Genomic DNA, 12,708 nt, shown 5'->3' with positions numbered 1-12,708 from the left:
GAGAAACAAGCGGGCGAGGCCGCTAAGGCGGCCTCGCCTAGCTGTAAATACCCAAAATGAGGGACGCAATCCGCCTGAGGCACACACCTCCATGTCCATGAGTGAAAGAGCATGCCGTCCCACGGTGCGCCCTTCTCTTCTCAGCCCTTTACGGCCACATCTGGGGGATCAGGCTGAAGGGCCAGCGCTCAATCAACAGGAACATCAGCGCCGAGCCCATCAGGGCCAGGTTCTTCATGAAGTTCACCATCTCCATCATCCTCTGCTGCTGATCCTGCACCGCCCAGAAGTTGTGCATCTTGAAGGTCACGGGCACCAAGAAGAGGACCAGGCTGAGCACCCCGATGCCCGGGTAGGCTCCCAGCAGGAGGCTCAAGCCTCCGATCAGCAGCAGGATCCCCGACACGATGACCGCCAGCCGCGGCGCGGGCACGCCTTTATACTGCGCATATTGCGTGAGCTGTTCCGTGCCCATGATGAGATGATTCGCCGCGTTGAACAGATAATAGATCCCGACGATGATCCGGCCGATGAGGAACAGAAGCTCCATCGCGCACCTCCGTGACGAATGATGGATGAAGGGATGATCCCGGGCATGCACCCGGGGGGAGCGCAGGCGTTCACGATCCTGCGCTCCCCCCGGGTGGGATCAGATCCCGAGGATCCCACCCGATCCCCTCCCTCCCCCGCGAAGGAAGGCCTATCGATGGCATCGTTGCTTTCCCGACCCCATCGCTCCGTTTGAGCAGTGCGCCTGCAGGGCAAGCCCCCCTCCCTATTCCCCGCTTCCCTTCAGGCCGCAAGGCGGGAACCAGGAGATTTTGGGGCCGATCGGATCGCCTTCAGGAGTCCGATCCGACCCGAACCCCTCGGTGGAGATCAACCCGACACGATCCGGGGCCTAGGCGTCATGGGACCACCCCCTCGCGAATACAGGAGTCGAAGACCAACGTCCCCATCACAGCCACCGCTGCAACCAGTCTCGCGCGATGGCGATCTCTTCTGAAGCCATGGCGTGGCCGTCCGGATGCCAGCGCAGCGTGACCGAAGCGCCCGCGGCCTCGAGCACCCAGGCCAGCGCCTCCACCTGCTCCCGGGGAGCCCACGGATCCCGTTCCCCCGCCAGAATCAGCACCGCCCTGCCCCGGAGGTCTGGCTCCGCCTTCGGGCGCAGCGGCAGCACCGGGCGCAACAGCACGGCACCGCGCAGGGCTTCCGGATACAACAGCAGAAGGGCCGCCGCCATGTTGGCCCCATTGGAATATCCCACCGCCCAGACCCGCGCGGGATCGAAGCCGTAGCGCTTCGCGGCGGCTCCGAGGAACCGCACTAAATCGGCCACCTGCCGCCGCAGATCCGCTTCATCGAAAATCCCTGGGGCCAGCCGTCGGAAGAAGCGAGGCATCCCGTTTTCCAGCACCCGCCCCCGAGGAGCCAATCGGCCAGCCCGAGGGGCCAGATGCCGCCCCAGCGGCAGAAGGTCCGTCTCGTCTCCTCCTGTCCCATGCAACAGCAACAGCGTCTCCGGATCTTCCCCCGGCTCGTAGCGATGGACGAACTCGAGCGTCTCGCTCATCCCCTCCCTCCTCCCCGCCCGCGCTCCCGGACCATCGGAACGACTTCCTGCGCGAAGGCTTCCACCTGGATGCGCTCATTTCCCATCACCGGCCAGAAGATGAAGGTATCCATGCGAAGCTCCTCGTGGAGCCGCAGGATCTCCTCCACCCACCGCGCCGGCGGACCCACGATCACCCCTGGCCGCCGGGAAGTCCCCTGGGTGTCCGGACGCCCCAGGTCCAGCACGCCCATCAGGTTGTAGCCGCGCCGGATCGCCGTCGGCGGGCGGCCGGCCTCGGCTGCCCCTTCATCGATCCTCCGATGGACCTCCGGCAGCCGCTCCGGCGGCACGTAGGGGGAAGAGACCAAAAGGCCATCCCCCATCCGGCCCGTCAGGCGCAACATCCGGGGGCCTAAAGCCCCGAACCAGAGACGGATCGGATGGGCCGGCGCCGGGCCCGGCCGGGCGCCCGTCACGCGATAGAAGCGGCCGGCGTAGGAGAAGGTTCCCCCGCTATGGGCCCACATCCCCCGCAGGATCTCCACGGCCTCCCGGAAAGCCGCCACGCGCTCCGCCGGGGTGGCGGGCGCCACGCCTCCGAACGCGTAGATCCCCTCAGGGAGAGCCCCTGCCCCCACCCCCAGCTCCACCCGGCCTCCGGTCAGCACATCCAGCGTGGCACTCATCTTGGCCAGCATCGCCGGGGAGCGAAGAGGCGTGCAAGCCACATTCGGGCCCAGGCGCACCCGCTGGGTCGCCATCCCCAGCGCCACCAGCAACGTCCAGGTCTCCAGGAAATTCGGGTTGTAGGGATGATCCTGAACGGTGATCCAATCCAGGCCATGGGTATCCGCCAGGCGGGCCCGCCAGAACGCCTCCTCCCGCCGATCCACGGATGGATCGATGTTCAGACCCAGCCAGATTTCATGGCTCAACGCGAATCCTCCGGTTCCTCGGGGACGAACCGATGCGCCAGGGTCACCCAAAGACGGTTGGCGGAAGGATCCTCCAGGAAGAGCACCCCGGAGCCCTCCCGAACCCGTAGGCCAGCGGCCTGCGCCCGTTCCCGGATCCCAACCCAGGCCGCCTCGTCCGGGACCACCAGGGTGAACGCCCGGAGGCCCACCGCATCCGGCGGAGGCGGCGGCGCTCCCCGGCCCGCCCACGTGTTGGTTCCCACGTGATGGTGATACCCTCCGGCTGCAAAGAAGCGGGCCCCTGGATAATCCCGTTGGGTCACCTCCAGCCCCAGGATCCCACCGTAGAACGCCTCCGCCGCTTCCAGATCGGCGACGTGGAGGTGGATATGGCCGATGTCGGTCCCCTCGGGAAGCCCATCCCAGGGTTCGGGGGTCGCCTCCCGAAGCAGATCCTCCACATCGAGGGGCTTCGTGACCATCGCCAGGCGCCCCTGCCGCCATGGCCATTGTGCCCGCGGCCGGTCCCGGTAGAGCTCCAGGCCATTCCCATCGGGATCCGGCAGATAGAGGGCTTCGCTCACACCGTGATCCGAGAAGCCCTGGAAAGGCCACCCGTGCTCCAACAGCCGCCGGAACACCCGGGCCAGATCGCGCCGGGTCGGCAACCGGATGGCGATGTGATACAGCCCGGTGGTGCGCAGCGGTCGAGGCCGTGCATCCCGGCGCTCGGTCAAGGCCAGCACGGGAGGCAGAGACCCGGTGGCCGACAGCCACATCGCGGATCCCTCGCGGCCGATCTCCCGAAACCCCAGGAGATCCCGGTAAAACGCCAGGGAACGCCCCAGATCGCGAACCTGCAGATGGGCGTATCCGATGTGAGTGCCCGGCGGCAATCGCTCGCTCATGGGATCAGATCTCCAGGAGAAGGATCCTCTCATTCACGAGGCATGTGTCTCATTCGCGGATGACCTTGCCCTCCAGGGGCGGCAACGCCCGCTCGATCTCCCCCCGCATGGGCTCCAGCCAGTCCGGCAACATCAACCCGGTCCCCAAGCGCTCCGGCGCTTCATCGACGGTGAATCCGGGTGGATCCGTGGCGATCTCGAACAGCACACCGCCGGGCTCGCGGAAATAGATGGAGTGAAAATACTTCCGATCCATCACCGGCGTCACATAAAGCCCCAGCGCCTGAAGACGCGTCCGCCAGGCTCCCTGCTCGGCGTCGTTCCGCACCCGCCAGGCCACGTGGTGCACCGTCCCTACCGCTATGTGGCCACGGGGCGCCCGAGGGTCCACCTGGAGATCCACCCAGGCCCCCGGCCCGCCCGGCCCGACCGCCAGGCGGATTCGATCGCCCTCCTCCTGCACGAGGCGGAACCCCATTCCCTCGATCAGGAAGCGGAGCGTGGGCTCAGCGACGGCTTCCCGCATCGTCACCGTGTGAAGGCCCCGGATCCCATATTCCAGTGGAACCGGCCCCTCCGGCCATCCCGGCCGTGTCTCCGCCTGGGGATGCGCCGCCAGCTCCAGCCACAGCCCGTCGGGATCCTGGAATCGCAGGACCACCTCCTCTTCTTCCAGGCGGGAAGCGGCGCGTTCCATCGCTACCCCATAAGCCCGCAGTCGCTTCTCCCAGTAACCGATGGCGGCCTCCGGGATGGTGAAGGCGGTTACGGCCACCTGCCCGACGCCTACCCGCCCCGGACGCGCCCCTGGCCAGGGGAAGAACGTCAACAGGGTCCCCGGTCGCCCCAGGGCATCCCCGTAATACAGGTGATAGGTCCCCGGATCGTCGAAGTTCACCGTGCGCTTGACCAGGCGCAATCCCAGGACCTCTCGGTAGAACCTCACGTTCCTATGGGGGGCGCCCCCCATGGCGGTCACATGATGGAGCCCGAGGATCTCCGGCGCGTCGCCCATTGCGCCTCCAAATGTAAATCTAAAGTTAAGTTTAATTTCCAACAGTTTATCGCCGCTTTTCCCCTCTGTCAAGAAACCGGAAGTCGCTACCCCGAAATCCCCTCCCCTCCGCATAAGGGGAGAAACGGTTCGGTCGCTCCCGAGCGTTGGATATAATGGGGAGAGAGCTCGGGGAAGCCATGCAGGCGGGATTTCGAGGCGCTGCCCGTCAGGCTGGGGATCGGCGCCCCCATCGCACTTTCGTATCCTGGTGGTGTTTCCTTGCGACGGGTCGCGCCCTCGATTTCAATCGCTCCTCTCCTTCCAAAGCCCTCTGGACTTCAGGGAGGGGAGATCAAGGGGAAGGAGGCCATTGAAGGCCACCCCTCTCTCCCGTCAGCAGGGAAACACGACCTGCATCCTGGAGGAGGTCCCGTCGATGCTTCGTTCCATGAACCGATGGCTGGCGTGGGGGATCGGAGGACTGCTGGTGGGGTTTCTGGTCTGGCAGTTCAGCCTCTTTCAGCAGGAACTTCAACGAATCCCCCGCACCTGGACCGTGGCCGGGCTGGCCGTGGGCGGCCGCTCGCTGGAAGAAGCCCTGGACGCCGTGGAGCAAGCCCTGAAGACCCCGCTTCAGGTTCGCTATCGCGATCAGACCCTGATGCTGGATCCCGCTGATCTGGAGGTGCGGTTGGATCGGGAGAACAGCCGGGAGCTCCTGAGAGAAGCCCTGGCGGAACGTCAGCGCCCGGCGGCCTTCCTGCAGTTCCTGTTCCGCCAGCCTCCGCCCCCGCGCGATCTCCCGATCGCCATCCAGGTCTCCACGGAGCGGATCCGCCTCTGGTTGCTGGAGGTCGCCCGGCGGTATGACGAGCCGCCTGTGGAGCCCCAGCCGGATCTCGAGCGCTTCACGTTCCTGCCAGGCCGGCCGGGTCATGTGCTGAACATCAGCCTCTCCGCCGAACGGCTTCAGGCCGCCCTGGCCCAGGCGACCCCCCGCGAGGTGGCGCTGGTCGTGGACGAAAAACCCGCACCCGCCCTCTCGTTGGCCACGCTGGGACGGTTCTTCGAAGCCTATCTGCAGTCCTTCGACGGAACAGCCGGGATCTTCGTGAAGGATCTGCGAAGCGGACAAACCTGGATGCGCAACGGGGATCTGGCGTTCTCCGGCGTCGGGGTGATGCGCCTGCCCGTAGCCCTGGCCGTCGCCCGGAGCCGGGATCTGGCGCATGAGGAAGCCCGCCGTGCCCGGGTGTTCCAGATGTTGACCGATGAGGCTGCCCTGCCCACCCTTCAGGAGCTCCTCGCGGATCTGGGCGAGGGCGACCCGGCGAAAGGCGCAGAGCAGACCACCGCGCTCCTTCGGGAGCTGGGCCTGGTGAATTCCTTCATTGCATGGCCCTTCGATCAGCCCGGCGCTCCGCCGGCCGTGGTTACCCCGGCGAACAGCCGTCCGGATCTCCCCACCCATCCGGATCCGCAACAGCAGACCACGGCGGAGGATACGGGGGTGTTGCTGGAAATGCTTTACCAGTGCGCGCGCAACGGCGGCCCCCTGCCGCTGGCCTCCGAGGGGGCCATCGAGCCAGCCGAGTGCCAGTTCATCTTAGAAGCAATGGCCCAAAACCGTCTGGTCGACGCACAGGGTCAGCCGACGCTCCTGGCCGCGGGCCTCCCTCCCGGCATCCCTTTCGCCCGCCGCCCAGGATGGACGAATGAAACCCGCGCGGATGCAGGGATTGTCCTGGCCGGCCAGTCCGATTACGCGCTGGTGGTCTTTCTGCATCGCCCCCTGCTGATGGAGTGGGAAGAAGCCGTCCGCATGATGCGGGACATGTCACGGATGACCGCTCAATTCTTCCTGGGGACGCCGAGGTAAAGCCCGAGGGGTTAAGGAAGCCACACCCGACGTCCTGGACGCCCGAGGCCGCCTCAGCACGATGATAGCGCTCCGGCAGTGGGGGTGACGCTTGCCGGGGACGGAGGACACCCTCCCCGAGATCGCTCCGAGGATAGGCCGTTATGGGCAGACCGCACTCGGGGACAATCCCATGAGGCGCAATTGCTCCGCCCGCCGGCGGGCGCGCAGGAACTCCGGCCGGGTCGATCCTTCCGTGCGGCGCAGGAAGGCCTGGATCTCCTCCCATAATTCGTTCACCCGCCGCCGATGATGCGCTTCCTCCCGGGGCTTGAACCCCTGGAGTTTGCGAGGCCCCTCCCGCCATCCTTCGGCGATGGACCAGTCCCGGATCGGAAAGGCACAGCGGGCGTAGAACAAACACATCCCCAGGGGCGTCAGGATCGGTGGGATCCCCAGCCGGAGCGCCTGTTCGGTTTCCTGATGCATCGCCTGGGTCTCGCCGAAGGTTTCATACGCCAGGGCCAGCCATCCTCCCGGTGGAATCAGATGGCCGACCGCCTGGAAGAATGCTCGAAGCTCGGATTCGTCGAGCTCAACCAGCCTTCCCCGGAAGGGGACCGGGTTCCGAAAGAAGCCATCCAGCCATCCCGGGATCGGCTGGGGGCGAGGCGCCGCATAAAGGCCCCGCAGGATCGGCCGATCGGAACGGACTCCTTCCCATTCCAGGTAAAAAGCCAGATAATATCGCCCGGCTGTCCCAGGGGCTCCTTCCTCCTGGGCTCGAATTCGATAAGCTCCGATGGAAAGGCCCTCGAGGGCTTCCCAGCTCGATGGAGGCATACCGGGAATCCTCCTCCGATCTCAGCCCTGAGGAATCCTCACGGAATGCGTTGGCCGCATGGAGATGCGCAGGCGGGGCTCGGTGCCCTCCCGGAGACGTCGGAAATTCGGGCGCAGGGCCCAGGCCACCATCCCCAGGGTGCCCAGCCCATACAGGATCTCCACCCATGGTCCGTTGAAGAAGACGGTCCGCACCGCAAAGACCAGGGGGATCGCGAGAGCCAGAACCATCGAAGTGAGAGAGGCATAGCCTGTGAGGGCGGCGGCCAGGGGAATCATCGGCAACAACACGGCTGCGGAGAGAGGCCAGAGGGCAAGGGCCGCGCCGATGTTGGGCGCCGTGCCCGCCCCACCCCGGAATCCCATCCAGATCGACCAGTTATGGCCGGCCACGGCCAGCCATCCCGCGATTACGCCAGCCATCGGCTGGTCCGGAAATAGCAGGCGCGCCAGCAGGATCGCCAGCGCTCCCTTCAGCAGGTCTCCCAGGCCGGTCAGCAGGCCGGCCGGAAGCCCCCCCGCCCGCATCGCATTGGTCCCTCCCGTCCGCCCACTGCCCACCCGACGCACATCCTGGCCCGTGAGCAGCCGAACGACAACCCACCCGGTAGGGAACGACCCCAGCAGATAAGCGCCCAGAAGCAGTGCGACACTTCGCTCCATCGGGATCTTGCTCCTGCCCTGTTCATTAAGGGGCTCAGGAAATTTTCAGCAAGGCCCCAGGGGCTCTAAGGGAGGGAGAGAAAATCGTTTTTGGGCGGGGGCGCCGCCTCCGGCGGTCCCCCAGCCAAAAAAACCACGGGAGATCTCGGAGGGCGTATGGGAGGCCGCTTCTGGCGGCCCTCCACGCCCCATCACCGCCTGGTTGGGAAATCAGCGAGAAAGCCCACAGAACACTTCGTAATCGATCGGCTCGAAGATCGTCGGATGATCGCCGCACACCGGGCAATCCGAACGGCGCTCCACTTGAACCGCTAACCACTCCCCCTGAAGCCCATCGAAGGCCAGGAGGTGGCCGGCCAGGGATGTGCCCAGGCCCAGCAGCCACTTCAGCGCTTCGAACGCCTGCATCGCGCCGATCATGCCAGGGAGCGCCCCGAAGACGCCGGCCTGTTGACAATCCGGAACTCGATCGGGAGGGGGTGGATTGGGCAGGAGGCACCGGTAGCACGGCCTCCCCCCTGGAGGCACCATACCGATCTGACCCTCATACTGGAAAACCGCCCCCCAGATCAGCGGCTTGCCCTCCCAGACGCAGACATCGCTGGCCAGGTATTTAGTAGGGAAGTTATCGCTTCCGTCCAGCACCAGATCATACTCCGCCACCAGCCGGCGCGCGTTGGCCGCCGTGAACCGCTCCGCGTAAGGGATCACGGTGACATCCGGGTTGAGGGCCTGAAGCCGCTCCCGGGCGACCTCCGCCTTGGGGCGCCCCACGTCTTCGGTTCGAAAAAGGATCTGCCGCTGGAGGTTGCTGAGATCCACCACATCATCATCCATGATCCCGATGGTGCCCACCCCCGCGGCAGCCAGGTAGAGGGCGATCGGGCAACCCAGGCCGCCCGCGCCGATGATCAGAACCCGGCTCTGGAGGAGCCGGCGCTGCCCCCGCCCGCCCACTCCGGGCAACACAATATGTCGAGCATAGCGACGGATCTGGGATTCACTCAGCGAGAAAGCCATGCCAAGGTCCCAGGCCATCACAACGGGATAGCTCATGTCCACGGATCGTCGAGGAGGAGGCGGATAGGCCCTTCCCCCTGCTCATTAAGCCCCTCCCCGCAGCCCCGAGGGCCGCTATGGAGGATTTTAATATTAGGAGTCACGCCGTCGGGAGCCAAACGGTCCAAAGGGCGGTTGGAAGGAGGGATCCAAGACCTCCCGAGGAAGCAAACGGCGCGACTCCTATGAGAGGATAACCTACTGCCTTGTCCAGTTATCAACTGGGGATTTGAGGAACCGAAGCCCGTCCGAAGGCCATGGCCCCTCCCCATGGCCCTCTGGGCCGTGGGGGGAGAGGAACCATCTTTCGGGGGCGGTGCGGGGGGCCTTGGGCCCTCCGCACCGCCCCCAGAAACCCCCAAATGAAAAAATGAAAAATAGTCGAAGCACTACGTTCCGAGGAAGTTTGGGGGCCTGGCCGGGCGTCGGGAAGGCACCCGGTCAGGCCCCCAAATCCAGAGGGGGAGCCCACGTCTCACTCGTGGGGGTGGCCGTGCTCCAGCTCCTCAGAGGTAGCGGGGCGCAGAGCCAGGATCTTCACGGTGAAATGAAGATCCTCTCCTGCCAGCGGATGATTGAAGTCCAGGGTCACCGTATCCGGGCTGACCTCCGCGATATAAGCCGGGAAGGCTTCGCCAGTCTCCGTATAGACATACAGGCCGATGCCCGGGGCCAGAGGGAAATCCTCCGGAAACTCGCTGCGGGGGACGACCTGGTAGGCATCCGCCCGCCGGGGCCCATAGGCATCCTCGGGGGCCAGCCAGATCTCCTTCTCCTCCCCCACCGCCATCCCATAGAGGGCTTCCTCCAGAGCGGGGAGGATCTCCCCGGCGCCCTGAATGAAGGTGATCGGCTCGCTCTCTTCGGAGGACTCTACGACCCGGCCATCCTTCAGGCGAAGCGTATAGGCCAGGGTCACCACCATATTGTCCTGAACGGTCAGACGTTCCTGTAGCATGGATCCAACCTCCATGAAAGTTAAAAGGGCGCTCTCCCGGCTTACGGAGAGCGCCCTCTTTCGAAAAGCCCCTGCCGCAAAACCGGCAGCGCCGTTGTTCCTATCATAATCGAACCTTGCTTGAAAGGCAAATCCTCCCCAGAGTTCCCAGGGCTTTTAAATTTCCACTCAGGGAAGATCAGTAACCTGGGGCGAGGTGAAGAATTTGATGACCTCTCCCTCCAAAAGTTTTCTATATCCCTCTCCACTTTTCGACTTGACTTGATTTGACAAGCGAACGCTTGCTTACTAAAATAGAGCTAAATTGGGGCCAGGGCTCTCCCATCGCCCAGGGAATCCCCTCCCTGGCCAGGGGAGCGATTTCCATGAATCCCCCGCAGATCATCCTGCAGGTTGAGGATATCTTTTTGGCTTTTGGCGGAGTGGTGGCCCTGAATCGGGTCTCCCTTGCCGTGCGTCGCGGTGAGCTCTTCTCCATCATTGGTCCTAACGGTGCCGGTAAGACCAGCCTCTTGAACTGCATCAATGGCCTCTATCACCCTCAGCGCGGTCGCATTCTCTTTGAAGGTCGTGAGATCACAAGACTTCCCGCTCACCAGCGTGCCCGCCTCGGCATCGCCCGCACCTTCCAGAAGACTGAGCTCTTCAAGAACATGAGCGTCCTGGATAACGTCCGTCTGGGCCGCCATATTCACATGAAGAGCAACCTTCTGGATGGCCTCATCTATTGGGGGCGGGCGGAACGGGAGGAGCTGGCCCATCGGGCCTTCATCGAGGAGGAGATCCTGGACTTTCTGGAGATCAGTCATCTGCGGCATCGGATTGTGGGGATGCTCCCCTACGGCCTTCAAAAGCGGGTGGACCTCGCCCGCGCCCTCGCCCTCGAGCCCCATCTGCTACTCCTGGACGAACCAATGGCCGGATTGAACCTCGAGGAAGTGGAAGACATGGCCCGCTTCATCCTGGAGATTAATGAGAATCCACGCTGGGGCGTGACCTGCGTGCTGGTCGAACACGACATGGGCGTGGTGATGGACCTCTCCCATCGCGTCGCCGTGCTGAACTTCGGCAGCAAGATCGCCGAGGGCCCCCCGGAGGAGATCCAGCGGGATCCCGTGGTGATCCAGGCTTACCTCGGGGAAGAGGAGGCCGCCTATGCGACGCGCCGCTAAGAGGTGCCGGGCGCTGGAGATCGAGATCACAAAGGACCTGACCATCCCCAAGCAGCTGGTCCGCACGGCCCTGGAATATGGCGACCGCAAGGTCGCCATGCGGGAGAAGGAGTTCGGGATCTGGCGCTCCTACACCTGGGCGGATTACCTGGAGCGGGTGAGGGCGCTCACCCTGGGATTCTATCACCTAGGCCTTCGCCGGGGCGATAAGGTGGCCCTCATCGGCGATAATCGACCGGAGGGCCTCTGGGCGGAAATGGCCGCCTTGAGCGCGGGCGGCGTCGCCGTCTGGATCTATCAGGACAGCCTCCCTGAGGAAATCGCCTACATCCTCGACCACAGCGACGCCCGCTTTGTAGTCTGCGAAACCCAGGAGGAGGTCGATAAAATCCTGGCGGTCCGGGATCGCTGTCCGAAGATTCGGCAGATCTTCTGGGACGATCCCAAGGGGATGCGAAATTATCGGGACCCTATGCTGATGCCCATGGAGGAGGTGATGCGCCTGGGCCGCCAGATCGGGGAATCCCATCCCTCCCTCTTCGACGAACTGGTCGCCGCCGGCCACGGGGACGACATCGCCCTGCTCTTCTACACCTCAGGGACCACCGGGAAACCGAAAGGGGCTCTGCTTTCCCATTACAACCTCCTGAAGATGGGCCAGAACCTGATGCGGGTGGATCCCTACTATGAGGACGACGAATACGTCTCCTTCCTCCCCTTCGCCTGGATCGGCGAGCAGATGATGTCGATCTCCAGCGGGATCCTGGCCGGTTTCACCCTGAATTTCCCGGAGGAGCCAGAGACCGCCTGGCATGACCTTCGGGAGATCGCGCCGCACATTATCTTCTCCCCGCCCCGCGTGTGGGAGCAGATGGTCCGCACGATCCAGGTGCTGCACGCGGATTCGACATGGCTGAAGCGAAAAGTCTTTGAGTGGGGGATGGCGATCGGATACCGCCTGGCCGATCGGAAATTCGCCAAGCAGAAGCCTAACCCGCTGGAGCAGCTCCTGGGGAGGCTGGCCTACTGGCTGGTTTTCCGCCCGGTCCGGGATCGCTTGGGGCTAGCCCGAGTGCGCTATGCCTATACCGGCGGGGCCGCGATGGGGCCGGATCACTTCCGCTTCTATCACGCCTTAGGCGTGAACCTCAAGCAGATCTACGGCCAGACGGAGATCGCTGGCATCTCCGTGCTCCACCGGGACGACGACATCAAGTTTGACACGGTCGGCAAGCCGATCCCGGAGACCGAAGTTCGGATCTCCCCGGAGGGTGAGATCCTCTCGCGCAGCCCCTCTGTCTTTCAGGGCTATTACAAGAACCCCGAGGCGACCGCCGAGACGCTGCGGGATGGATGGCTGCATTCCGGGGACCGGGGGTTCATCGATGAGGACGGCCACCTGGTGGTGTTCGACCGATCGAAGGACGTAATGACGCTGCGGGACGGGCGTCCCTTCTCACCGCAGTATCTCGAGACCCGTCTGAAGTTCAGCCCTTACATCAAGGACGCCTGGGTCATTGGCCACAGGCTGCCCTACGTCACAGCAGTGATCTGCATCGACTACCACGTGGTGGGCCGATGGGCCGAGGCCCGGCGCATCCCCTACACCAGCTATCAGGAGCTCTCCCAGAAGCCCGAGGTCTATGAACTGGTGGCCGCCCAGATCCGTCGCGTCAACACCAGCCTGCCAGAGCCCGCCCACATCGTCCGCTTTGTGAATCTGTTTAAGGAATTCGACGCTGACGACCAAGAGCTCACCCGCACCCGCAAGCTCC

12 protein-coding genes are annotated in these 12,708 nt (G+C 64.4%); 3 read left to right on the top strand and 9 right to left on the bottom strand.

What is annotated here, in order from left to right; genetic code table 11:
• Positions 1 to 148 precede the first annotated feature (148 nt).
• The 5 genes from NZM16_RS13655 to NZM16_RS13635 form a co-directional block, all read right to left on the bottom strand.
• Positions 149 to 550 carry a DoxX family membrane protein gene (locus NZM16_RS13655; RefSeq protein WP_295480900.1) on the bottom strand — a complete coding sequence of 134 codons (402 nt, stop codon included), beginning with the start codon at positions 548 to 550 and terminating at the stop codon, positions 149 to 151.
• A 408-nt stretch (positions 551 to 958) separates the two neighbouring features.
• A complete protein-coding gene (locus NZM16_RS13650; RefSeq protein WP_295449912.1) occupies positions 959 to 1,576 on the bottom strand; it encodes an alpha/beta hydrolase in 618 nt (205 codons plus the stop codon).
• Positions 1,573 to 2,493, bottom strand: a complete 921-nt coding sequence (locus NZM16_RS13645) for an LLM class flavin-dependent oxidoreductase (protein ID WP_295480898.1) — start codon at positions 2,491 to 2,493, stop codon at positions 1,573 to 1,575. Before NZM16_RS13645 ends, NZM16_RS13650 begins: the two co-directional genes overlap by 4 nt.
• Positions 2,490 to 3,383: a VOC family protein gene (locus NZM16_RS13640; RefSeq protein WP_295480896.1), complete on the bottom strand. Its 894-nt coding sequence runs from the start codon at positions 3,381 to 3,383 to the stop codon at positions 2,490 to 2,492. The genes NZM16_RS13645 and NZM16_RS13640 overlap by 4 nt, the downstream gene beginning before the upstream one ends.
• A 49-nt stretch (positions 3,384 to 3,432) precedes the next feature.
• Positions 3,433 to 4,398 (bottom strand): ring-cleaving dioxygenase, encoded by a 966-nt coding sequence (locus NZM16_RS13635; protein ID WP_295480894.1) that lies wholly within the window; start codon positions 4,396 to 4,398, stop codon positions 3,433 to 3,435.
• A gap of 418 nt (positions 4,399 to 4,816) precedes the next feature.
• On the opposite strand from NZM16_RS13635, the gene NZM16_RS13630 reads away from it, so the two are divergent.
• Entirely contained in the window at positions 4,817 to 6,259 is a 1,443-nt protein-coding gene (locus tag NZM16_RS13630; protein ID WP_295449900.1) for a serine hydrolase, read from the top strand.
• 141 nt (positions 6,260 to 6,400) lie between these two features.
• On the opposite strand, the gene NZM16_RS13625 is transcribed toward NZM16_RS13630, so the two are convergent.
• From NZM16_RS13625 to NZM16_RS13610, 4 genes are all read right to left on the bottom strand, one after another.
• Complete coding sequence (locus tag NZM16_RS13625) at positions 6,401 to 7,081, bottom strand: DUF1122 family protein (protein ID WP_295480892.1); 681 nt, start codon at positions 7,079 to 7,081, stop codon at positions 6,401 to 6,403.
• Positions 7,082 to 7,102: 21 nt separating this feature from the next.
• Entirely contained in the window at positions 7,103 to 7,744 is a 642-nt protein-coding gene (locus NZM16_RS13620; protein WP_295449893.1) for a glycerol-3-phosphate acyltransferase, read from the bottom strand.
• 210 nt (positions 7,745 to 7,954) lie between these two features.
• The gene (locus NZM16_RS13615; protein ID WP_295449890.1) at positions 7,955 to 8,800 is read right to left on the bottom strand and encodes a molybdopterin-synthase adenylyltransferase MoeB; all 846 of its coding nucleotides are present in this window, start codon (positions 8,798 to 8,800) and stop codon (positions 7,955 to 7,957) included.
• A 478-nt stretch (positions 8,801 to 9,278) separates the two neighbouring features.
• Positions 9,279 to 9,761, bottom strand: coding sequence for a peptidylprolyl isomerase (locus NZM16_RS13610; RefSeq protein ID WP_295449887.1), 483 nt, complete (start codon positions 9,759 to 9,761; stop codon positions 9,279 to 9,281).
• Positions 9,762 to 10,126: 365 nt separating this feature from the next.
• On the opposite strand from NZM16_RS13610, the gene NZM16_RS13605 reads away from it, so the two are divergent.
• Together NZM16_RS13605 and NZM16_RS13600 are read left to right on the top strand one after the other, a co-directional pair.
• Positions 10,127 to 10,933: an ABC transporter ATP-binding protein gene (locus NZM16_RS13605; protein WP_295480890.1), complete on the top strand. Its 807-nt coding sequence runs from the start codon at positions 10,127 to 10,129 to the stop codon at positions 10,931 to 10,933.
• A partial coding sequence (locus NZM16_RS13600) for an AMP-binding protein (protein WP_295480888.1) occupies positions 10,917 to 12,708 on the top strand: 1,792 nt, incomplete at its 3' end. The genes NZM16_RS13605 and NZM16_RS13600, both read left to right, overlap by 17 nt.

Origin of the sequence: Thermoflexus sp. (genome assembly GCF_025055495.1) — a bacterium.
Classification (GTDB): Bacteria; Chloroflexota; Anaerolineae; order Thermoflexales; family Thermoflexaceae; genus Thermoflexus.
This window is presented reverse-complemented; position numbering and strand designations above follow the sequence as displayed.

What these genes read in the sequence shown, in the direction of transcription:
- NZM16_RS13605 (WP_295480890.1), top strand. Translation starts at nt 10,127, where the DNA reads ATGAATCCCCCGCAGATCATCCTGCAGGTTGAGGATATCTTTTTGGCT.
- NZM16_RS13610 (WP_295449887.1), bottom strand. Translation starts at nt 9,761, where the DNA reads ATGCTACAGGAACGTCTGACCGTTCAGGACAATATGGTGGTGACCCTG.
- NZM16_RS13625 (WP_295480892.1), bottom strand. Translation starts at nt 7,081, where the DNA reads ATGCCTCCATCGAGCTGGGAAGCCCTCGAGGGCCTTTCCATCGGAGCT.
- NZM16_RS13630 (WP_295449900.1), top strand. Translation starts at nt 4,817, where the DNA reads ATGCTTCGTTCCATGAACCGATGGCTGGCGTGGGGGATCGGAGGACTG.
- NZM16_RS13655 (WP_295480900.1), bottom strand. Translation starts at nt 550, where the DNA reads ATGGAGCTTCTGTTCCTCATCGGCCGGATCATCGTCGGGATCTATTAT.
- NZM16_RS13650 (WP_295449912.1), bottom strand. Translation starts at nt 1,576, where the DNA reads ATGAGCGAGACGCTCGAGTTCGTCCATCGCTACGAGCCGGGGGAAGAT.
- NZM16_RS13620 (WP_295449893.1), bottom strand. Translation starts at nt 7,744, where the DNA reads ATGGAGCGAAGTGTCGCACTGCTTCTGGGCGCTTATCTGCTGGGGTCG.
- NZM16_RS13615 (WP_295449890.1), bottom strand. Translation starts at nt 8,800, where the DNA reads ATGAGCTATCCCGTTGTGATGGCCTGGGACCTTGGCATGGCTTTCTCG.
- NZM16_RS13640 (WP_295480896.1), bottom strand. Translation starts at nt 3,383, where the DNA reads ATGAGCGAGCGATTGCCGCCGGGCACTCACATCGGATACGCCCATCTG.
- NZM16_RS13635 (WP_295480894.1), bottom strand. Translation starts at nt 4,398, where the DNA reads ATGGGCGACGCGCCGGAGATCCTCGGGCTCCATCATGTGACCGCCATG.